The following is a 20180-nucleotide window of genomic DNA, read 5'->3' on the forward strand; positions in this document are numbered from 1 at the left end:
GAGACGTCGCCCCGGTCGGCCGAAGCGTCTAGAGCGAGGTGGCAGGCATCTCGAACAGGACCTTGTCGGACGGTTCGTCGGAGCCGCCCTCGGGTTCCATGGTGACCATCAGGTCGCCGTCCTCGACCGGTACGGCGACGGCCATCTCCTCGTCGAGGACACCGGCGGACTCCATGCCGGCGTCGGTGTGCCACCAGACCTGGTAGGTCATGCCGGCGGGGCGGTCGAGGTGGGCGGTGTCGACGGCGACCATGTGCATCTCGTGGGACATCGCGACCATCAGCTCGCCGTCGGAGGTCTCCTCCTTGTGCATCCTCGCGTCGGGGGCCAACATCACCTCGGCGGCAGTCATGGAGGGCGGGTCGTCATCTCGTACGACCACCCCGACCGTCACACCGACACCGATGACCAGGGCCGCGACCGCGGCGATCACGCCCGCGAACCAACGCCGACGAGCGCGGCCCGCGGCGACGACGGGCCGGAGCTGCGGAGTCTCCGAGGCCGTACGCATCACCCTCGCGCGCAGCGATGCCGGGGGCGTCTCGGCGACCTCATCGGCCAGCGACGCGGTGGCCGACCTCAGCGAGTCGACCTCCTCACGGCAGTCAGGACAGGCAGCCAGGTGCGCCTCGACCTCTGCTCGCTCGGCAGGTTCCAACGCGTGGAGGAGATAGGCCCCGACCAGGCCGTGTACGTCAGGCGCCATCACGAGCCTCCAGACAATCCCTCAGACGGATCAGCCCATCCCGCATCCGCGATTTCACCGTCGGCAGCGGCCGGCCGAGCAGCTCGGCGACCTCGGGATAGGTGAAGCCCTGGTAGTAGGCCAGCCGTACGGCCTGCGACTGCAGCGGTGTGAGGGAGTCCAAGCAGCGGCGTACGCCTTCGTGCTCCGCCGCCGTGACGACAGCGTCCTCCGGGCCGGCGACGTCGACCGGCTCACGCCGGGCGACATGCTCCTCCCTGGCCCGCGAGGCCTGCGAGGAGCGCACGGTGTCGACGGCGCGACGGTGCGCGATCGTCAGCACCCAGGTCCGGACGGAGCCGCGCGACGGGTCGAACCGGGCCGCCTGGCGCCACATCTCGGTGAACACCTCCTGGGTCACCTCCTCCGCACGCGAGGGGTCGCGCACGACCCGCCGGGCGACGCCGAAGACGAGTGGGGCCAGGTCGTCGTAGAGCCGGCCGAAGGCTTCGAGGTCGCCACCGGCCACCGCGGCGAGCACCGCCGCCGGGTCCAGGTCGTCATCGGGATTCGGTGGCGACTCGTCGCCCACGACCCGCAGCGCTCGCCGCACGCGCACCCCTTCCGACTAATGACAGATCTCACTCCGGGTTCGCAGCCGAAGAGTGGAAGGATTGGTCCCATCCGCCCATCGATCGGCCACGAACCCACAGCATGGCATCCCGCATCCTCCCCGAACAGAAGGCCTCGGGCTCCGCTTCGGCACCACGTCTCTACGGCCCCGCCGCGGGCATCGCCGCCGGCGTGCTCGGCCTCGGCGTAGCCGAGCTCATCGCCGCCCTCGCCGGTGGCGCCTCTCCCCTGCTCGCGCTCGGCGACCGGGTCATCGACCTGACCCCGCGCTGGCTCAAGGAGGCGGCGGTCGCCACCTTCGGCACCGCCGACAAGCCGATCCTGCTCGCCTCCGTCGGGCTGGTCACGCTGGTCCTGCTCGGGGTCGCCGGCGCCCTGGCCGTACGCCGCCCCGCCCTCGGCGCGGGCATGCTGCTGCTCCTCGGGGCCATCGACATCGCGGCCCTCCTGGCCGACCGGGCCGGCAACGGGACGACCGGGATCATCGCGATCGTGATCGGCCTGGTCGTCGGTATCGTGGCGCTGGTCCTGCTGACCCGACCGCTGCGCGAGTCCGACGACCCCCACGCCGAGGCGGAGGCACCCGACGGCTTCGACCGCCGCAAGTTCCTGGTCGCCGCGGCGGCCGTGACCGCGGTCGGTGCGGTCGGCGGGGTCGGCGCCAAGGTCGTCACCGGCCGCCGGCACCCCGCGACGAAGCTGCCCATCCCGGCGGCCGTCTCCCCCGCCGCGCCCCTCCCGGGAGGCTCAGAGCTCCGGATCGACGGCCTCACGCCCCACCTGACCCCCGTCGACGACTTCTATCGCATCGACATCGCCCTGCTCACCCCACGCGTCGACCTCGCCGACTACCGGCTCAAGATCCACGGCCTGGTCGACAACCCGGTCGAGCTGACCTACGAGGACCTGCTCGCGATGCCGCTCTACGAGCGTCGCGTCACGATCTGCTGCGTCTCCAACGAGGTCGGCGGCGACCTGATCGGCAACGCGACCTGGACCGGCGTACGCATCCGCGACGTACTCAAGCGCGCCGGCCTCTCCCCCGACGCCGACGCGGTCAAGTCCACCGGCGCCGACGGCATCACCATCGGCACCCCGCTCGAGGCGCTCACCGACGGCCGCGACTCCCTGCTCGCGATCGCCCAGGACGGCGAGCCGCTGACCCAGGACCACGGCTTCCCCGTACGCATGGTCGTCCCAGGTCTCTACGGCTACGTCTCGGCGACCAAGTGGCTCACCGAACTCGAGGTGACCCGCTTCGCCGACTTCCGCGCCTACTGGACCGACCGCGGCTGGTCCGCCGAGGGCCCGATCAAGACCGAGTGCCGCATCGACATCCCGGGCGAGGACACCATGCCCGGCGAGGTGACCGTCGCGGGCGTCGCCTGGGCGCAGCACCGCGGCGTGAGCAAGGTCGAGGTACGCGTCGACGACGGCCCCTGGCAGCCCGCCACGCTCGCCGCCGAGGACAGCATCGACACCTGGCGCCAGTGGACCTACCGCTGGGACGCGACCGAGGGCGAGCACCAGATCCAGGCGAGGGCGTACGACCGCACCGGCACGCCGCAGACCGCCGACGAGGCGCCGCCCGCTCCCGACGGAGCCACCGGCTACCCGACGCGTACCGTCAACGTCGGCTGATCAGCCCAGGTCGGGCAGGTCCGTCTCCGGACCGTCCCCGCGCAGCAGCACGGTGAACGCCGGCCGGTCCTCGGAGATCTCCGCGGAACGATCCTGGAGAACCCGGACGATCTTGTCGAAATCGGCACGATCCGCGTACGCAGCGCATCCCCACGTCTCCCACAGCAGCACCGTGGGCGCGGAGAGATCGCGCAGCGAGTCCCAGAGCGCGTCGAGGTTGCGGCCGAAGTGGGGCGGGAACCGCAGCGCGGCACCGATGGCGCCGAGCACCTCGTCCTTGGTCTCGGCCACGACGGCGATCTGCGCCAGCGACCAGCCGGCGCCGGTCACCGAGTCGGCGAGGTCGGCCGCGGCCAGCTCGGTGTGCCAGCGATAGACGCCGGGATCGACCCGGCCTGCCAGAAGTCCTGCCAGTCCACTCATCTCCATCACCCCCGGTCGATCCGTGAGAACGACTCGTAGTGGTCCTCGGTGAAGTAGTACTCCCCACCCTCGCCTGTGACGATACGCCGCGCGCCCCGGTCATCGGAGCCAGGCGTCGGCACGGTGTATTCGGCGTAGTAGCCCGACGCCTCGTCCGGCAGGATCCCCTCGCGGTTGCCGAAGGTGCTGCCGTCCTTGCCCGGGTAGGGGAACGGTCCGCCGGCGTCGATCAGCTCGAGCGTCTCCACGCCCTCGGGCGGCAGGTCGGACTCCGCGATCCAGGCGAGGCCGCTCTCCGGGTCGGTGCCGGTCTTCCCACCACCGCCCGCGCCGGAGTCACCACCGCCTCCGCAACCGGCGACCAGCGCCAACAGGACGGCGATCAGCAGGCCAACCAGGGCGTACTTCGACCTCACGAGGTTCCTCCGAGACGTACGGAACGGGCGAACCTAGAGTGCCATGGCCTGAGCCCGGCGCTTGACCTCCGACCCGCGGTTCTCGCGGAGCGCGTCGATCGGGCGGCCGGGGAGGTTGTCGTCGAGGAAGAGCCAGGCGATGATCTCGCGGTCGTCGTAGCGTCCGTCGTGGAGCACGTGCAGCAGCCCGCTCAGACCCTTGACCGGCAGGCCGTCCTGGATGAACAGGGCGGGGATGTGCTGACCCTTGACCCCCGGCGGCACCGCCGCCGCGAGCTCGTGCTCGCGGATCATGGTGCGCACCTTCCCCACGGTCACTCCGAGCAGCGACGCGGCCGTGGCCCAGTCGATCCACTCTTCAACCAGGACACCCAGATCCTGCTCCGCCAGCCGCAAATCGCTCATAACAATCACATTACCGGCCGGGGTAGCCGGTTCGGAAAGTCGTGAGTGGGACCCGCTGGTCCGTACCATTGCCCGGTCCGGAATACTTCTCCGACCGGAGACAGGAGGATCGCGTGGCTAGTGAGGCGGACCCCCGTGACGACGTCATCGGGCGCCACGGCGGAGGCTCGGCTACCGCATCCGAACCCCTTCTGGGCAAAGTCTTGGGGATGCGTTACCGGATCGTCGAGAAGGTCGCGAAGGGCGGCATGGCGACGGTCTACGTCGCCCACGACATGCGGCTGGACCGCATCGTCGCCGTCAAGGTCATGCACCAGGACCTCGACGAGGAGGGCAACTTCGCCGAGCGGTTCGTACGCGAGGGCAGGTCGGCCGCGAAGCTGTCCCACCCCAACGTGGTCGCCGTCTACGACCAGGACGAGGACGACGGCGTCGCCTTCCTCGCGATGGAGTACATCGAGGGCCACACCCTGCGCGACACCATCGCCTCGCAGGCTCCGCTGGGAGCAGCGAAGGCGCTGGCCTACATCGAGCCGATCCTGAGCGCGATGACCGCTGCGCACGCGATCGGGATCGTGCACCGCGACATCAAGCCCGAGAACGTGCTCATCACCACCGGTGCCGCCTCGATCTCGCAGCGGGTCAAGGTCGCCGACTTCGGCCTGGCCCGGGTGATGAACAACAACTCCAACGACGCCACCACCGGCAACCTGGTCGGCACCGTCTCCTATCTCGCGCCCGAGCTGGTCACCGAGTCCAGGTCCGGCCCGCGCACCGACGTCTACGCCGCCGGCGTCGTCCTCTACGAGCTGCTCACCGGCCGCAAGCCGCACAGCGGACCCTCGCCGGTCGAGGTCGCCTACAAGCACGTCCACGAGGACGTCCCGCCGCCCTCCAAGGCCGCCCCCGGCATCCCGCGGTACGTCGACGCCCTGGTCGCCCGCGCGACCGCCCGCGATCCCGAGCTGCGCCCCGCCGACGCCGGCGTGCTGCTGCGCATGGTCAACCGCGTCATGGCCACCCTGTCCGCGGGCATCTTCGACGACCCCGACCTCACCGCCGACCTGGCGCTTCCCAGGGCCGGCGCACCCGACAAGGCCACCCAGGTCGCCGACTCCCCTGCGCGTGCCCACGACGAGTCAGCCGCCGAGTCGACCGCCGTCCTGCCCGCGCTCGGCCTGGGACCCTCCGGCCCGACCGGACCGTCCGGTCCGCCGCCGGGCCGTCCCCCGGGTCCGCCGGGACCGCCCCCGGGCGTCGGCCTCCCCTCGGGCGCCCGGCTCTCCCTGAGCGAGCCCGAGGAGAACGTACGCATCGCCCCGACCCCCGCGCAGCCGAAGCAGCGCTGGAGCATGCCGGCGACATGGAAGGGCCCGATCGCGATCGGCGCCGCCGTGGTCGCCGTCGCGCTGGTGGCGACCGGACTGTGGTGGTTCGTCGACGGCCGCTACGAGCGGGTGCCGTCGGTGGCCGGCCTGAGCAAGGCTGCCGCCACCACGCAGCTGCAGGAGGCCGGCTTCGAGGTCTCGGCCAACACCGAGTTCTCCGACACCATCGACAAGGGCGTGGTGATCGATTCCGACCCCGGCCAGGGCGACAAGGTGCTGCCCGGGTCGACGGTGGAGATCAGCGTGAGCAGGGGCGTCGAGGAATACTCCGTGCCCAAGGTCAAGGGCATGGTCGCCGACGACGCCCAGGACGAGATCCGCGACCTCGGCCTCGGCATCGGCGACCCGATCGAGAAGTTCAACGACAACGTCCCCGAGGGCCACGTCATCAACTCCCAGCCCCGCGCCGGCACGCTGGTGCGGCCCGGCAAGGCGATCGTGCTGGTGATCAGCAAGGGCCCGGCCCCCGTCGACATCGTCGACTGGACCGGCCGCAGCGCCGAGCGCGCCAAGAAGTCGCTCGAGGCCGACGGCCTGAAGGTCGAGATCACCGAGGAGGAGAACAAGGACGCCCAGCCCGGCACCGTGCTCAGCCAGAGTCCCAACTCCGGCACCCTCCCCAAGGGTGAGACCGTGACCCTCGTGGTCGCCAAGGGCCCCGCCGCCGTCGCCGTCCCCAACGTCGTCGGCAGCACCAAGGACACCGCGAAGCAGACCCTCGAGGCCGCCGGATTCAAGGTCAAGGAAGAGAAGGACGACTTCGCGCTCGGCCTCAACCTCGTGACCCGGCAGGAGCCCGCCGATGGCGAGGCGCCGTACGGCTCCGAGATCACGATCTGGCTGAACTGACCTTGACCTCTTCTCGGACCTCTCTTCGCAACCCGATCGGCACCCACGTACAGGTGGGCAAGGGTCTCGTCGCCGGTGCCCTCGCCAACACCGACGCCGTCGGCGGCGAGACGCTGCAGATCTTCGTCGGCAACCCGCGCGGCTGGGCGCTCTCGGCCGGGAAGCCGGCCGAGGACAAGGCGTTCCGGGCGGAGCTCGAACGGCGCGGCATGCGTGCCTTCGTCCACGCCCCATACCTGGTCAACCTCGGCTCGCCGACCCCGGCCACCTACGAGAAGTCAGCGGCCCTGGTCGCCCACAACCTCCGCCGCGCCGCCGACATCGGCGCCGAAGGAGTCGTCATCCACACCGGCTCCTTCGTCTCCCCCGACGGGGACGCGATCGAGAAGCACGCCGTCGCGATGACGCAGGTGCGCGAGGCGCTGCTCCCGGTGCTCGACGAGATCTCCGCCGAGGACGCCCCCTGGCTGCTGCTGGAGCCGACCGCCGGCCAGGGACGCTCGCTGTGCGCGGGCGTGGAGGACCTGCCCGCCTACCTGGCGGCCGTCGACTTCCACCCCAAGGCCGGGATCTGCCTGGACACCTGCCACGTCTTCGCCGCCGGTGCCCCGCTGGACGAGCCCGGTGGCGCCACCGCGTGTGTCGACCGGATCGTCGAGATCGGCGGCCCCGGACGGCTCCGGCTGATCCACGCCAACGACTCCAAGGACGTACGCGGCAAGCACCTCGACCGCCACGAGCAGATCGGTCGCGGCCACATCGGCACGACAGCCTTCGAGGAGCTCTTCGCGCACCCGGCGACCGACGGAGTCCCCTTCATCCTGGAGACCCCTGGCTCTCGCGACGCCGACAACCCCGATATCGCGCTGCTGCGCGATCTGCGGGCATCGGCCCAAGGTTAAGGCGTGTGACCTAGGCTTGGGACCGCACGGGAGTGATCTTCGACGCCATGGGGGTGGCATGACCAACTGCGCACAGTGTGGACACCGGCTGTCCGATGAGCCGGCGTGCCCGATGTGTGGACTCGAGGTCGCCACGGAGCCCGATCGAGCAGCCGAGGCTGACTCCACCGATGTAGAGGAAAGGACGCCACCCGTGTCCGCTGCTGAAGCAAAGCCCGAAGCAATACAGTCTGCTGCGAACGATGACGTCACACCTGAGGTCGACGAGCCCAACGAGGCCACCGTGATCCGGAAGCCCGTCGAGGCCACCGCCCCGGAGGCCGTCGAGGACGAGCCCGACGCGGCGCAGACCTCACTGAGCCTGCCCCGGATCAGCGCCTACGGCGACGACAACGTGCCCGGTCCGGCAAGCTCCGCGACCGCCACGAAGCCGAACGACGAGCCCACCGAGCGCACCTCGAGGCGCCAGGCGCCTTCCGTCGAGGAGAAGCTCGACACCGACGAGCCCGACGGGACCACGGCGGTCCGCCCGGCGTACGCACCGCCGACCGCCCCGCCGCCGACCACTCCCCCGCCGGCGCACGAGCCTGCCGCCGCGACGGAGGCCGTGATCCCCGATCCGGAGCCGTCGCCCATCCCGGACCCGTCACCCTTCCCGGAGCCGACGCCAGTCCCGGGACCCGACCCCGTGCCCGACCCGGAGCCGACGCCCGAGCCGCCTCCGGAGCCGGGCCCGCTTCCCGGACCTGAGCCCGTCCCCGAGCCCGAGCCGGTCTCCGTGGCCACGGCCGAGGTGGCGTACCAGCCCTTCGTCCAGCCCTCCGGGATGCTCGTCCAGGAGTCGCGCAACGGGAAGGTCCGCCGCTGGACCCCGCCTGAGGAGACTCCGGCCGACCAGGTCTACGAGACCGAGCCCGCCTACGCGACCGCTTACGCCGAGGAGGCCTACGCCACCGAGGACGCCGGCGAGTGGCAGACCGGCTACGGGTACGCGGGCGAGCAGGAGCCGCTCGAGCAGGACTTCGGCGACTACGGCGCCCAGCAGGAGTACGTCTCCTCGCTGATGGCTGCCGAGACCGAGGACAACCCCTCGACCTGGATCGTGCTGCTGTGGGTGGGCGCGATCTTCATGATCGTGATGCTCGTGCTCGGCATCTGGCTGATGACGCTGTAGCAGCCTAGATGCCGAGAATCATCGTCGCCGAGATCAGCAGCGACGAGCAGCGCGCCCTTGCGCTCGACGTCTGGCGGGCGGCCAACGCCGCCCGCCGCCGCACCGCCACCGAGGCCCGCATCCGCCGGGTCCGCGAAAAGCTGGAGTCCGCCGAGCTGGCGCTGCTCGCCCACTACGGCACCCGCCCGGCGGGGATGCTGGTCGCCGAGACCTACCTCGTCGACGGCGTACCCCTCCCCGGCTACGGCCACATCTCGATGGTCTTCGTCGACCCCGCCGTCTGGGGCTCCCACGTCGGCACCGAGATGATCCGCGACCTCCAGTCACGCGACTGGGAGGGCCTCAGCGTCTGGACCCGCACCGACAACCGCCGCGCCCAGCGCCTCTACGAGCGCACCGGCTTCACCGACACCAACAACCGCAGCATCCTCCACGACGGCGACGAGATCATGCAGCTCGCCTGGGCGCGTGAATGAATACCCGGTTCACCGGTGAAACCTGCACTTCCGGGGTGTTGCAATGCCAGAGAAGTGCAGGAATACCCGGTTAACCGGGTATTCCTGCGACGCATGTGACTAGCGGGACCGCAGCATCTCCGCGACCTGGAAGGCCATCTCGAGCGACTGGACGCGGTTGAGGCGCGGGTCGACGACGGACTCGTAGCGGTGCACGAGGCCGGCCTCGTCGAGCTCCTCGCCGCCGCCGATGATCTCGGTGACGTCGTCGCCGGTGTTCTCGACGAGGATGCCGCCGGGGACAGTGCCGAGGGCGTGGTGGACGTCGAAGAAGCCCTGGACCTCGTCGAGGACGTCCTCGAAGCGGCGGGTCTTGTAGCCGTTGGAGGTGGAGAAGGTGTTGCCGTGCATCGGGTCGGAGATCCAGGTGACGTTGACGCCCTCAGCCGTGATCTTCTCGACCAGCCCGGGCAGCCCGTCGCGCACCTTCCCCGCGCCGAAGCGGGTGATGAAGGTGAGCCGGCCCTCCTCGTTCTTCGGGTTGAGCTTGGCGGCCAGCGCGAGCGCGTCGTCGGGGGTGGCGGTGGGGCCGAGCTTGCAGCCGATCGGGTTGTTGAGGTGGCGGAAGTACTCGACGTGGGCGCCGTCGAGCTGACGGGTGCGCTCACCGATCCAGACGAAGTGGCCGGAGACGTTGTAGGGCGTCTCGGTGCGCGAGTCGATGCGGGTCATCGCGTGCTCGTACTCGAGCAGCAGCGCCTCGTGGGAGGAGTAGAAGTCGACCCGGTGGAACTCCTCCGGGTCGGCGCCGATGGCCTCCATGAACGCGATCGCTCGCTCGATCTCGGAGCCCATCGCCTCGTACTTCGCGCCGACGGGCGAGTTGCGCACGAACTCGGAGTTCCAGGTGTGCACCTGACGCAGGTCGGCGTAGCCACCGGTGGTGAACGCGCGCACGAGGTTCAGGGTCGAGGAGGAGGCGTGGTAGACGTCCAGCAGCCGCTGGGGGTCGGGGATGCGGGACTCCTCGGTGAACTCGAAGCCGTTGACGGCGTCGCCGCGGTAGGCCGGCAGGGTCACGCCGTCGCGGGTCTCGGTGTCGGAGGAGCGCGGCTTGGCGTACTGCCCCGCGAGCCGGCCGATCTTCACGACCGGGACGGAGGCGGCGTACGTCAGGACCACGGCCATCTGCAGCAGCACGCGCAGCTTGTTGCGGGTGTTGTCGGCGGTCGCCTCGGCGAAGACCTCGGCGCAGTCGCCGCCCTGCAGGATGAACGCCTCACCACGGCCGGCGGCGGCGATCGAGCTCTTGAGCTGGTCGCACTCCCCCGCAAAGACGAGCGGCGGCTGGTTCCTCAGCTTCTCGACCGCCGCGGCCAGGGCGGCCGGGTCGGAATAGGTCGGCTGCTGAAGGGCTCCGATGGCGTGCAGCTGCTCGAGGGAGGGGAAGGCGTCGTTCACGTGGCTCAGGGTACGCGGATCACCCGGTTGTTACGAAGTCATCTCAGACACGGCAGGGCCGGCGTACGTCCTCAACAGCTCGTACGCCGGCCCTGACCGAAGTCACCCGTTTACTTGTCGTCCTCCGGGTTGACGTCCATGTGCTCGATGTCCTTGAAGTGCGGCGGCTCGTCGTCCTTGTTGGCGAACTTGTTGATGAGCCAGGTGATCGCCCACAGGATCACGCCGATGACCATCAGGCCGCCGGCGATCTCGTAAACGATCCCGTCGCGGTCGACCCACGGGCCGGCCAGGTAGATGCACAGGATCGCGGCGATGGGCGGCAGCCACCTCGGCGCGGTGAAGAACACCTTGTCGGTGTCGGCACGTCGGTTGCGCAGGACCACGCAGGCGATGTTGACGATCGCGAAGACGCACAGCAGGAGCAGCGCGGTCGTCGAGCCGAGGTTGGAGACGATGTTGCTGTCCGGGTCGCTGGAGACGTACCAGATCAGGCACAGCGCCAGGATCGTGGTGAAGATGATGGCGATGTAGGGCGTGCGGCGGCCGGGCAGGACCGCGCCCAGCTGCTTGGGCAGCACCCGCTGCTTGGCCATGCCGTAGACGAGCCGGCTGGCCATCAGCATGTTGATCAGCGCCGTGTTGGCTACGGCGAAGACCGCCAGGAACGGGAACACCTTGTCGATCGGGAAGTCGGGAGCACCCTTGGCGACCACCTCGAGCAGGGCCCGGCCCTCGGACTCACGGATCGTCTCGAGCTCTCCGGGGCTCAGGACACTGACGACCGAGACCGCGACCAGGATGTAGAGGAGCGCGGCTGCACCCAGGCCCATGAACATGGTGCGCGGGAAGATCCTCTCGGGCTCCTTGGTCTCCTCGACCATGTTGACCGCGTCCTCGAACCCGACCATCGCGAAGAACGCCACCGAGGTGGCGGCGGTGACCGCGAAGACCACGCCCATGTTCGAGTAGTCGTCGAAGGAGATCAGCTCCGACATCTCCGCCTTGCCCTGGGCGATCACGTAGAAGCCGACGCCGATCACGATGCACAGCGCGACCATCTCGACGACGGTGAGGATGATGTTGAACTTCACGCTCTCGCCCACGCCGCGCAGGTTGATCAGCGCGAGCAGGACCATGAAGCCCAACGCCAGCAGGGTGACGGCGCCCTCGCTGGGCGCGTCCATCCAGCCGTTGATCTCCAGACCGCCGAAGAAGTTCTGCGCCAGCGTGTTGGCCGAGGTCGACGCGCTGGTGATGCCCGAGCAGGCGACCGCGAAGGTCACCATGAAGGTGAGGAAGTGGATGCCGAACGCCTTGTGCGTGTAGAGCGCGGCTCCGGCGGCGCTGGGATACTTCGTCACCAACTCGAGGTAGGAGAACGCGGTCATCGTGGCGACCACGAAGGCGAGCAGGAACGGCAGCCACAGGATGCCGCCCACGTAGCCGGCCATGGTCCCGGTGACGGCGTAGACGCCGGCTCCCAGGATGTCACCGACGATGAAGAGCAGAAGGAGCCAGGGCCCCATCACTCTCTTCAACTCGGGTGTTTCTTCTTTCGCCAGGGTTGTCATGATGTCCTTCCTGGTCATGTTCGAAACTCAGTTCCGAAATTGGGATGAAGGGATCCCTCAATCAAAGCCCAACCTCGACGTCAGGTGTACGACAATTCGTCAACACGCCGTAACCGGACGAAATTTCGTGGATAGGGTCGCGCCATGACCTTCTCCATCGTCGCCAGAGCAGTTGATCCAGGCACCGGGGAGCCCACCTGGGGTGTGGCCGTCGCTTCGAAGTTCCTCGCCGTCGGATCGGCCGTCCCGGCCGCCGTCGCCGGAGTCGGAGCCATCGCCACCCAGGCTGAGGCCAACGTCGCCTACAAGGGTCTCGCGCTCGCCCACCTCGACGAGGGTGCGACCGCCTCGGTCGCCCTCGAGAGGCTCCTGGAGGAGGACGAGCGCCGGGACCACCGTCAGGTCGGGATCGTCGACGTCGACGGCAACGCCGCCTCCCACACCGGACCCGCCTGCTTCGACTGGGCGGGCGGCCGGACCGGCTCCACCGACGACGGGGCCTACGCGATCCAGGGCAACATCCTCACCGGCCCCGAGGTGGTCGAGGCGATGGAGGCCGCCTGGCTCGCCTCCTCTCCCGAGGAGCCACTGCAGCACCGTCTCCTGGCAGCCCTCGCCGCCGGCGACGAGGCCGGCGGCGACAGCCGCGGCCGGCAGAGCGCGGCCCTCCTGGTGGTGCGCGAGGAGGCCGGCTACGGCGGCAACGACGACATCGCGGCCGACCTCCGGGTCGACGACCACGCCGCGCCGATCACCGAGCTGAAGCGGCTCCTGGACCTCAGCGACTTCTACCTGACCGCGTCGACCGAGGCCGAGAAGGTGCAGGTCACCCCTGAGATCGAGGCCGAGGTGGAGACGTACGCCGCGGCGCAGGGCGCCACGGGCTTCCTCGCCTGGGTCGCCACCGAGAACTACGAGATGCGGGTGGCCGAGGACCTGTCCTGGATCGACCGGCGCATCCTCGACATCGTCAGGACGCCGAAGTGACCTCGATCCTCGCCATCGACGCCGGCACCACCGGCGTCACCGCCCTGATCGTCAACGAGTCGGGCGAGGTCGTGGCCCGGGGCTATGAGGAGTTCGATCAGCTCTTCCCCAGCCCTGGCCGGGTCGAGCACGTGCCCGAGGGGATCTGGCAGGCCACCCTGGAGGCGTGCCGTACGGTCCTCAAGGCCCAGGGCAAGGACGACCTCGTCGGCATCGGGATCACCAACCAGCGCGAGACGGTCGTGCTGTGGGACCGGGAGACGCTGGGGTCGCCGCGGCGGGCGATCGTGTGGCAGGACCGGCGTACGACCGCGATGTGCGCCTCGATGGCCGACGACGACGCCCGCGTCCGGGAGCTGACCGGACTTCGCCTGGACCCCTACTTCAGCGCGACGAAGCTGGCCTGGATCCGGGAGAACGAGCCGCACACCTGGGCGCACGTGGAGTCGGGGCGCTACGCGATCGGCACCGTCGACTCCTACCTCATCGCGCGGATGACCCGCGGCCTGCACCACGTCACCGACGTCTCGAACGCGTCACGGACGCTGCTGTTCGACATCGGCGCCAACGACTGGTCCGACGAGCTGTGCGACCTCTTCGGGGTGCCGCGCGACGCGCTGCCGGAGATCGGCCCCAACTGGGGCGAGAGTGTGGTCACCGACCCGCGCTCCTTCCTGGATCTCTCGCTACCGATCGCCGGGGTGGCCGGGGACCAGCAGGCCGCGTTGTTCGGGCAGGCCGCGTTCGAGGTGGGCGACTCCAAGTGCACCTACGGCACCGGCTCGTTCGTACTGACCAACACCGGCACCACACCGCAGCGGTCGGAGTCCGGGCTGCTCACCTCGCCCGGCTGGATGTCGCCCGATGGAGAGGTCACCTACGTCCTCGAGGGCTCGATCTTCGTGACCGGCGCCGCGGTGCAGTGGCTGCGCGACGGCCTGCAGATCATCGGCGCGGCCGCGGAGACCGAGGCGCTGGCGCGCACCGTGACATCGTCCGAGGGTGTCGTGTTCGTGCCCGCTCTGACCGGTCTCGGCGCACCCCACTGGGACCCCGACGCCCGCGGCACGATCATCGGCATCACCCGCGGCACCACCCGTGCCCACATCGTGCGCGCCACCCTGGAGGCGATCACCTTCGAGGTACGCGACGTGATGGCCACCATGCCGACGCCCGTCGCCTCGCTCAACGTCGACGGCGGTGCTGCCGCCAACAGCCTGCTGTGCCAGCTTCAGGCCGACCAGCTCGGGGTGGACGTCTCCCGCCCCCGCTTCGTCGAAACCACGGGTCTCGGGGCGGCCTTCCTCGCCGGCCTCGGGGTCGGGGTGTGGTCGTCGTTCGACGAGATCCGCGAGACCTGGGCCCTGGACCGCACCTTCTCCCCCGACGCGTCGCGTCGCGAGAAGGCCGATGAGGCGTACGCCTCCTGGACCCGGGCCGTCGAGCGCTCCCGACAGTGGGCATGAGCACTCCGCGACGGGTGCCCTGGTGGGGCTGGGCGCTCGTAGCGGGTGCTGTGTTCGTGGTCCTCATGCTGGTCGGTTTCGTCGGGCTGGTCGCCTGGGTGGGCACCGACCTGCGCGAGGCGGCGGAGGACGTGCCGGCCGACTGCGTCGATCTGGCGCAGGCGGTTGGAGCGCCAGACCTGCCGGACGGGACCTCGGCAGCAAGCTGCACCTACATCGGGTTCCAGGACTGGCAGATCGAGGGCGCGATGACGGTCCCCCGGGCCGAGCTCGACGCTTGGCTCGCCCGGTTACCCGGCTCGCCGGTGCTGGACGAGACTGGCTGCATCGACGCCGACGCGATCGCCTGTGTCCAGGTCGACCTCACCCAGATCGGGGACGAGGTCGACGCCCACTACCTGGACGTCGCCGTCCAGAGCGAGAACGACGGCGTCGCCGAGGTCCTCATGTCGGCCTACACCACGTGACCCCGTCGATCGGACAGGAGAACCCAGACTTGACCCGGATCCTGCATCTCTCTGACACCCATGTCACCGCGAGCGGCGTCGACATGGACGGTGTCGACGCCGTCGCCGCGCTCGAGAGCATTCTGCGCGACGCCCGCCATGTGCCCGGGCTGGACGCGGTTGTCGTCAGCGGCGACATCGCCGACGACGGCTCGGCCGCCGGTTGCGGCGCGGTCCTGGAGCGGGTGGGCGCGTTCGCGGCCGAGCGCGGCATCCCGCACCTCTACTCGACCGGCAACCACGATGCCCGCGGACCGTTCCGCGAGGTGCTCGGCAGCGGGCATCGCGATCCCGACGGGAGCGACCGCGGCCGACCGCTGGACCCGGACTCGGACATGTGCGCGGCGGTCAGCTACCTGGGCGAGCTCAGGGTCATCACCATCGACAGCCTGGTCCCGGGCAAGACCCACGGCTTCCTCGATGAGCACCAGCTGGCCTGCCTCGCCAACGAGCTGGCCACTCCGGTGCGCGACGGAACCCTCCTCGTCCTGCACCATCCGCCCCTTCACCTCGCCTCGGTCCCCTACGTCGCCGATGTCGTGCTCCGGAACATCTCCGCCCTCGGCCGGGTGGTGCGGAGCAGCGACGTACGCGCGATCCTCACCGGGCACCTGCACTTCCAGGTCAGCGGGTTCCTCGCCGGTATACCCGTGTGGGTGACGCCCGGCATCGTGACGCGCATCGACACGACCGCACCCCCGCATCTCGTACGCGGCGTGCTCGGCGCCGGCGCGTCCGTCGTCGACCTCGCCGACCCGGCCTCCCCCACCTTCCACGTGCTCTCCGCCCGCGACCCCCGTGCGGGCGAGCAGGTCTACCTCTACGACGCCGCGTCCGGAGAGGACACCCTCGAGGAGCTCTGAGGCCGCGTGTCCGACGGCACGGCCCCGGCCGCGGATCATCCGCGGCCGGGGCCTCAGCTTTCTTGGGGTCAGGCCGCAGTACAGGTCGCGGTCGGTGTCGCTGTGTTCCCACCCGAGTAGAGCGTGATCCCGAACTGGTTGCCGTTGCCGTTCGGTGTGGCGGTGAGCGTTCCCGACGTCCCGGAGACGGTCGCGTTCCAGGAGTTCTGCAGGCTCTGGCCCGAGCCGGTGCTGATCCGGACCACCCAGTCATCGGTGCCGCTGACGGTGAACCGGTCGTTCCAGGACTCGGTCCGGGTGGCGCTCACCGTGCAGCTCCCCGCCGGTGGCGTGGATCCGCCGTCGGCGGTGTTGAGCTGGTCGAGGACGTAGCCGTAGGCGAGCTTCTTGTTGCCGGAGCCGTCGAAGAGCAGCGGGGTGTCCGAGGCGCGCCACGAGTCGGTGTCGCGTACGCCCCAGACAGTGATGCCGGTGCAGCGGGTCACCGCCATGCAGGCCTGGGTCACACCGCGGAACTGCTCGGCCTGCGAGGTGCCGGAGCCGGCGATGTCGAGCTCGGTGATCTGTACGTCCACGCCCAGGTCGGCGAAGTTCTGCAGCGTGACGTGGTAGTTGCTCGGCACCGGGTTGCCCGAGTTGAAGTGGGCCTGGAAGCCGACGCAGTCGATCGGTACGCCGCGCGACTTGAAGTCGCGGACCATGTTGTAGACCGCCTGCGTCTTCGCGTGGCTCCAGTTGTCGGTGTTGTAGTCGTTGTAGCAGAGCTTCGCGTTCGGGTCGGCGGAGCGGGCGGCGCGGAAGGCGGCCTCGATCCAGTCGTTGCCGGTGCGCTGCAGGTTGGAGTTGCGGCGGGCCCCGGAGGAGCCGTCCTCGAAGGCCTCGTTCACCACGTCCCAGGCATAGATCTTGCCCCGGTAGTGGCCGGCGACCCCGGCGATGTGATTGAGCATCGCGCTGCGGAGCGAGCTGCCCTCCATGTTCTGCATCCAGCCCGGCTGCTGGGAGTGCCAGGCCAGCGCGTGCCCGCGGACCCGCTTGCCGTTCTGGATGGCCCAGTTTGCGATCTGGTCGCCGGAGGAGAAGCTGAACTGGTTCGGCGACGGCTCGGTCGCGTCCATCTTCATCTCGTTCTCGGCGGTGATCATGTTGAACTCGCGGTTCGCGATGGTCGTGTACTGCGAGTCGGACATCCGACTCGCGGCGATGGCGGTGCCGTAGTAGCGGCCGGACTCGGCCGCGGCTGCCTGCAGGGTGGAGCCGTCGGCCCGGGCGGGGCCGGCGACGGCGAGGATGGCGATGCCGCTGGTGATCACCAAGGCGGCGAGGGTGGTGAAGGCGGCGGTTCTTCGGGCCTTCACGGCGCGCAGGGGTCTAACTCGAACTCGGGTCATCATCGATCCTGTTCTCCCGGAATGAAAGGTGGTCGGTGGTACCTCGGAGCTCGCGCGAACTCGCTGGAAAACGTTATCGACATCGTTTTATAGCGTCAATAGATTCGGCCGAATTGGCGTGACTTACCTCACACAGGATTCCTGTGCTCGGTCGCCCGGCGACGAAGCCGCAGCGTCATGGCAGGCTTTGGCAGGTGCCCTTCACCCACCGCATCGCGACTCGAGAAGACATCCCGGCCCTGACGGCGATCATGAACACGTCGATCGGAGAGCTCCAGAAGGGGTTCCTGACCGCAGCCCAGATCACCTCGAGCCGAACGGTGATGGGCATCGACACCCAGCTGATCGAGGACGGCACCTACTTCGTGGTCGAAGAGGACCACGAGATCGCCGGCTGCGGCGGCTGGAGCAGGAGGGCGACGCTCTACGGCGGCGACCACACCCCGGGCCGCGAGCCGGCGCTTCTGGACCCGGCCAGCGATCCCGCCAGGGTGCGGGCGATGTACACCAACCCGGCCTTCGCCCGCCGCGGCGTGGGCAGGCTGATCCTGGACCTCTGCGAGCGCGCCGCGGCAGCGGAGGGCTTCACGACCCTCGAGCTGATGGGCACCCTGTCCGGCGAGCCGCTCTACACGGCGTACGGCTTCGAACCCGTCGAGCGGATCACCGACGACCGTGGCGGGGCACCGGTCCCGCTGGTCCGGATGCGGAAGAGCATCTGAGCCGGCGACCGGCCTAGCTGCCGAGGCGCTCGACCTCAGCGGCCGCGGCGTCCCGGGTGGCGGCGGCCTCCGAGACCGCGGTCTCGGCGGAGTCGCGGGCCTCCTCCGCCTCGGTGAGCTCGTCGTCGACGTCGGCGGCGGTCGCCTCGAGGTCCGCCAGCCGGCGGCGTAGCTCGTCGATCTCCGACTTCACCTGGAGCGACCTCGCCTCGACATCTTTGAAGGCTGACATGGCCTTGTCGCGCTCCTCCTCGGCGCCGGACAGCGCGGACTCGGCCTCCGTGAGCGCCTCGCGGGCCTCGTCGAGCGCCGCGGTGTCGGGCAGGTCCGGGACCGCCCGCAGCGGCTCCGGGGGCGGCGGGACGATCTCAGGGACCTCGAAGCCCAAGGCGTCCGGCAGCGCGACGGCGTCCGCCGCGTTCACGGCGTCGATCCCGGTGGCGGCCAGTGGGGAGATGAGCAGGCCGCTGCGTACGGCCTGGGCAGCGGACTCGTCGATCATCGCCGCGGTCAACGTCGCCTCGACCTGGGTCGCCACCGCCTCGGTCACCCGGAGACCGTGCTCGCGCGCGAGGCCGCGGGCACGGGTCGTCACCGCCGCGGTCAGCTGGCGGCGCTGCTTCGTGAGCTCGCGCAGCTGAGCGGCGTCCATGCCCGTCTGCGCCTCACGCAGCAGGGCGCCGACCGAGATCACCTGCTCCACCTGCTCGGTCTCGTAGCGCACCAGCAGGTTCACCACCCACGCCGCGGTCGAGGGCTTCTTCAGCGCCTTGGCGGGGCCAGCCAGCGGCGTCCCTTTGAGAGCCTTGACCCGCGCGTCGCGCTCCGGAGTGAAGTCGGGCAGCGGCAGCCCGTAGAGCTCGGCCGCGATGTCGAGCAGCTCGGGGGCAGGTTCGTCGCTCATGTCCGCCATCTCAGCACGTCGCGGACTACCGCGTCAGCAACCACTCGTCGTAGTCGGCGGCCTGTCGCTTGTGGAGCTCGCGCAGCGCGTCGTCCTCGACCCCGAGGAACGACAGCCCGAGATTACCCAGCGCCGCGCGCCACTCCTCGAAGTCCCGCAGCTCACGCGTCGACGCCCCGGAGCCGGTCCGCGTGTGCCGAATCGAGCGAACGGTGTCAGCGCCCGTCGCGTCACGACGCTGCACGACGAGCTTGCGAGCGAAGTCGCCCTCGGGCGGCGTGGAGAGACGCAGGTGCGAAGTCTCGATCGCGTCCTGCGCGACGTCGCCGCGCACGAAGCTCCCGTTGAAGGAACCGTGCGGGTCGTGGTGGAAGGTCCACCCCGACTCCCCCACCCGCGCCAGCCGGTAGACGAAGCCGGACTGCCGGAAATGCCCATCGACCAGCGGCAACGGGTCACGGAAGCCGTCCCCATAGCCCACGTCGGCAGCCCACCGTCCCGCCGGGTTCGATGAGGTCGGCAGTCCACGAACCTCGATCGCCAGGTGGTCCAAGGTCCCCGAAGGACCGGTGGCCTCGAGCATCTGGCCGAAGCGGCGTACGACGTCGAAACCGAGCTCCTTCAGCACCAGCGAGAAGACGCCGTTGTTGTGGAAGCAGTAGCCCGCGTTGCCCCCGGCCGCGACCCGCGCCAGCGTCACCTCGGGGTCCACCGGATCCGGTGCTCCCACGGCCCCGATGGCCGCGAGCATGATCGAGAGGTTCTCGTAGGGAAGCGTGTCGAGGTGGCGGTGATGAAGATCGACAAGCGTCTCGTACGTCGCCCCCGGCCGCCCTTCGATGCCGAGCCGTCGCAGATAGCCGTCGATCATCGCTCATACCTTCCGTGCCGGTGGACCAGCGGGTCGGCGTCGTCACCGACCTCCAGCGACACGATCTCGCACGTCGCCAAGGCGGACCAGCCGATTTCCTGCATCGACACCAGGCGTACGCCTGCCCAGGTCGGCGCATCGGCGAGCCGCTGGCCGAACTCGGTCGTCTCCCACGACCCGGTCCGGAACGCGCCGCCGGGAGCGGGAGCGGTGCCCCCGAACGCCTCGGCGAGGTCGCGGTGGCGCCAGTGGAGCAGCGACACGACCCCCACGCCGGTCTCCTCGAGCTCGTCACGCAGGTCCGAGTCGGGATCGAGCAGGCCGAGCACGGCTCCGGGCGACCCGTTGGCCACCATCAGCGAGGAGACCGTGAGCCCGGCCCAGGAACCGGCAGAGCCGGAGGTCCACAGCGAGACCCGCCCACCCAGACGACCGCGCAACCGGCGTACCGGATCCTCCGGCGT

21 protein-coding genes are annotated in these 20180 nt (G+C 69.9%); 10 read left to right on the top strand and 11 right to left on the bottom strand.

Features of this window, described 5'->3' with window-relative positions:
• Positions 1–28 precede the first annotated feature (28 nt).
• Both ABTW65_RS15325 and sigK read right to left on the bottom strand, forming a co-directional pair.
• Positions 29–706 carry an anti-sigma factor gene (locus tag ABTW65_RS15325; RefSeq protein ID WP_350661453.1) on the bottom strand — a complete coding sequence of 226 codons (678 nt, stop codon included), beginning with the start codon at positions 704–706 and terminating at the stop codon, positions 29–31.
• Entirely contained in the window at positions 696–1298 is a 603-nt protein-coding gene (sigK, locus tag ABTW65_RS15330) for an ECF RNA polymerase sigma factor SigK (protein WP_350661455.1), read from the bottom strand. Before sigK ends, ABTW65_RS15325 begins: the two co-directional genes overlap by 11 nt.
• Before the next feature lie 101 nt (positions 1299–1399).
• Here sigK and ABTW65_RS15335 point away from each other — a divergent pair, with 101 nt between their 5' ends.
• Entirely contained in the window at positions 1400–2959 is a 1560-nt protein-coding gene (locus ABTW65_RS15335) for a molybdopterin-dependent oxidoreductase (RefSeq protein WP_350661457.1), read from the top strand.
• Here the strand turns inward: ABTW65_RS15335 and ABTW65_RS15340 are convergent, their stop codons facing one another.
• From ABTW65_RS15340 to ABTW65_RS15350, 3 genes are read right to left on the bottom strand one after another with little or no spacing between them, the layout of a single operon-like run.
• Entirely contained in the window at positions 2960–3382 is a 423-nt protein-coding gene (locus tag ABTW65_RS15340; RefSeq protein ID WP_350661459.1) for a barstar family protein, read from the bottom strand. It lies immediately after the preceding gene.
• Between the two features lie 5 nt (positions 3383–3387).
• Positions 3388–3798 carry a guanyl-specific ribonuclease gene (locus tag ABTW65_RS15345; protein ID WP_350661461.1) on the bottom strand — a complete coding sequence of 137 codons (411 nt, stop codon included), beginning with the start codon at positions 3796–3798 and terminating at the stop codon, positions 3388–3390.
• 33 nt (positions 3799–3831) lie between these two features.
• The gene (locus ABTW65_RS15350) at positions 3832–4203 is read right to left on the bottom strand and encodes an Rv2175c family DNA-binding protein (protein ID WP_350661463.1); all 372 of its coding nucleotides are present in this window, start codon (positions 4201–4203) and stop codon (positions 3832–3834) included.
• A gap of 113 nt (positions 4204–4316) precedes the next feature.
• Between ABTW65_RS15350 and pknB the strand changes: the two genes are divergently transcribed.
• The 4 genes from pknB (at position 4317) to ABTW65_RS15370 (ending at position 8992) form a co-directional block, all read left to right on the top strand.
• Positions 4317–6440 (top strand): Stk1 family PASTA domain-containing Ser/Thr kinase, encoded by a 2124-nt coding sequence (pknB, locus tag ABTW65_RS15355; RefSeq protein WP_350661466.1) that lies wholly within the window; start codon positions 4317–4319, stop codon positions 6438–6440.
• A 2-nt stretch (positions 6441–6442) separates the two neighbouring features.
• Positions 6443–7342: a deoxyribonuclease IV gene (locus ABTW65_RS15360; protein WP_350661468.1), complete on the top strand. Its 900-nt coding sequence runs from the start codon at positions 6443–6445 to the stop codon at positions 7340–7342.
• Between the two features lie 283 nt (positions 7343–7625).
• Positions 7626–8516 carry a hypothetical protein gene (locus tag ABTW65_RS15365; RefSeq protein WP_350661470.1) on the top strand — a complete coding sequence of 297 codons (891 nt, stop codon included), beginning with the start codon at positions 7626–7628 and terminating at the stop codon, positions 8514–8516.
• Positions 8517–8524: 8 nt separating this feature from the next.
• Positions 8525–8992 carry a GNAT family N-acetyltransferase gene (locus ABTW65_RS15370; RefSeq protein ID WP_350661472.1) on the top strand — a complete coding sequence of 156 codons (468 nt, stop codon included), beginning with the start codon at positions 8525–8527 and terminating at the stop codon, positions 8990–8992.
• 99 nt (positions 8993–9091) lie between these two features.
• Here the strand turns inward: ABTW65_RS15370 and ABTW65_RS15375 are convergent, their stop codons facing one another.
• Together ABTW65_RS15375 and ABTW65_RS15380 are read right to left on the bottom strand one after the other, a co-directional pair.
• Positions 9092–10432, bottom strand: coding sequence for a class II 3-deoxy-7-phosphoheptulonate synthase (locus tag ABTW65_RS15375; protein ID WP_183545321.1), 1341 nt, complete (start codon positions 10430–10432; stop codon positions 9092–9094).
• Between the two features lie 110 nt (positions 10433–10542).
• Positions 10543–11961 (bottom strand): APC family permease, encoded by a 1419-nt coding sequence (locus tag ABTW65_RS15380; RefSeq protein ID WP_350661474.1) that lies wholly within the window; start codon positions 11959–11961, stop codon positions 10543–10545.
• 189 nt (positions 11962–12150) lie between these two features.
• Between ABTW65_RS15380 and ABTW65_RS15385 the strand changes: the two genes are divergently transcribed.
• Genes ABTW65_RS15385 through ABTW65_RS15400 form a run of 4 tightly spaced genes read left to right on the top strand, consistent with a single transcriptional unit; the run spans position 12151 to position 15828 of the window.
• Complete coding sequence (locus ABTW65_RS15385) at positions 12151–12993, top strand: DUF1028 domain-containing protein (RefSeq protein WP_350661476.1); 843 nt, start codon at positions 12151–12153, stop codon at positions 12991–12993.
• On the top strand, positions 12990–14459 hold the full coding sequence (locus ABTW65_RS15390) for an FGGY family carbohydrate kinase (RefSeq protein WP_350661478.1): 1470 nt from the start codon (positions 12990–12992) through the stop codon (positions 14457–14459). The genes ABTW65_RS15385 and ABTW65_RS15390 overlap by 4 nt, the downstream gene beginning before the upstream one ends.
• Positions 14456–14926 carry a hypothetical protein gene (locus tag ABTW65_RS15395; protein ID WP_350661481.1) on the top strand — a complete coding sequence of 157 codons (471 nt, stop codon included), beginning with the start codon at positions 14456–14458 and terminating at the stop codon, positions 14924–14926. Before ABTW65_RS15390 ends, ABTW65_RS15395 begins: the two co-directional genes overlap by 4 nt.
• Positions 14927–14955: 29 nt before the next feature.
• The gene (locus ABTW65_RS15400) at positions 14956–15828 is read left to right on the top strand and encodes a metallophosphoesterase (protein WP_350661483.1); all 873 of its coding nucleotides are present in this window, start codon (positions 14956–14958) and stop codon (positions 15826–15828) included.
• Between the two features lie 68 nt (positions 15829–15896).
• Here the strand turns inward: ABTW65_RS15400 and ABTW65_RS15405 are convergent, their stop codons facing one another.
• The gene (locus tag ABTW65_RS15405; RefSeq protein WP_350661485.1) at positions 15897–17186 is read right to left on the bottom strand and encodes a glycoside hydrolase family 10 protein; all 1290 of its coding nucleotides are present in this window, start codon (positions 17184–17186) and stop codon (positions 15897–15899) included.
• Between the two features lie 227 nt (positions 17187–17413).
• On the opposite strand from ABTW65_RS15405, the gene ABTW65_RS15410 reads away from it, so the two are divergent.
• Positions 17414–17941, top strand: coding sequence for a GNAT family N-acetyltransferase (locus ABTW65_RS15410; protein ID WP_350661487.1), 528 nt, complete (start codon positions 17414–17416; stop codon positions 17939–17941).
• A 13-nt stretch (positions 17942–17954) separates the two neighbouring features.
• Here the strand turns inward: ABTW65_RS15410 and ABTW65_RS15415 are convergent, their stop codons facing one another.
• Genes ABTW65_RS15415 through ABTW65_RS15425 form a run of 3 tightly spaced genes read right to left on the bottom strand, consistent with a single transcriptional unit; the run spans position 17955 to position 20156 of the window.
• A complete protein-coding gene (locus tag ABTW65_RS15415; protein WP_350661489.1) occupies positions 17955–18845 on the bottom strand; it encodes a coiled-coil domain-containing protein in 891 nt (296 codons plus the stop codon).
• Between the two features lie 25 nt (positions 18846–18870).
• Entirely contained in the window at positions 18871–19716 is an 846-nt protein-coding gene (locus tag ABTW65_RS15420) for an arylamine N-acetyltransferase family protein (protein ID WP_350661491.1), read from the bottom strand.
• On the bottom strand, positions 19713–20156 hold the full coding sequence (locus ABTW65_RS15425) for a flavin reductase family protein (protein ID WP_350661492.1): 444 nt from the start codon (positions 20154–20156) through the stop codon (positions 19713–19715). The genes ABTW65_RS15420 and ABTW65_RS15425 overlap by 4 nt, the downstream gene beginning before the upstream one ends.
• Positions 20157–20180: the final 24 nt, after the last annotated feature.

Origin of the sequence: Nocardioides sp. NPDC127503 (genome assembly GCF_040302165.1) — a bacterium.
GTDB lineage: Bacteria > Actinomycetota > Actinomycetes > Propionibacteriales > Nocardioidaceae > Nocardioides.